General features: G+C 12.6%; 1 protein-coding gene. It reads right to left on the minus strand.

Annotated features, from left to right (window positions below; all coding sequences use genetic code 11):
* Positions 1-259 precede the first annotated feature (259 nt).
* Positions 260-565, minus strand: coding sequence for an NADH-quinone oxidoreductase subunit NuoK (nuoK, locus tag IE038_RS25600; protein ID WP_189396426.1), 306 nt, complete (start codon positions 563-565; stop codon positions 260-262).
* Between the last annotated feature and the right edge of the window lie 196 nt (positions 566-761).

Below are 761 nucleotides of genomic sequence, written 5' to 3' on the forward strand. Positions count from 1 at the left end.
TTTTTATTGAATGTGATATAGGATTGATAGTTTTTTGAATGTTATAAATTTTTAATTTAGTAAATTTTTAATTGAATGGTATATTAAAATATTAGATGAAGTAATGATTTTTTTTAATAGAATTTTTGTAATGAATTTTGGTTTAATTTATAAAAAATGGGGTTAAAATATTTTGATTTTTTAGATTTTTATAAATAGAATTTTGTAGGTTATAATTTATTATATATGTAAATTTTAATTTATAATTTTTTTAGTTATGTTATTTATTTAATAAGGTTGATTGGTTTATGTGAATTGATTTTTTGTTATGATAAATTGATGAGATTATAGTTAATTTAATAGTTGTTTTAGTGGTTGTAATTGTTATAATAAAAATGTAGAAAATTTTTTTTTTTAGTTGGGAATTATTAAAAAAATTAGAAAATGTTATGAAATTTATATTAATTGTATTGAGTATAAGTTTAAGATATATAAGAGTTTTAATTATATTTTGATTTGTGATTAATTTATAAAGATTAATTAAAAATAAATAGGTATTTAAAATAAGTATATGTTTGAGTATTATTTAGTAATTTTTTATTAATTTTGATTTATTTTAATATGAAAAATAATTTATTGGATTTTATTAATTAGAATATAATAAAAAAGTATGAATAAAAAAAATATTTAGGTAAAAAAAATTTTTAAATATATATTAAATATAAATATATATTAAATATAAAAATTGATTTTTAAAATATGAAATAGTATTCAATTAAATT

The sequence above is a fragment of the Pseudomonas laurentiana genome, from assembly GCF_014648275.1.
Lineage (GTDB): Bacteria > Pseudomonadota > Gammaproteobacteria > Pseudomonadales > Pseudomonadaceae > Aquipseudomonas > Aquipseudomonas laurentiana.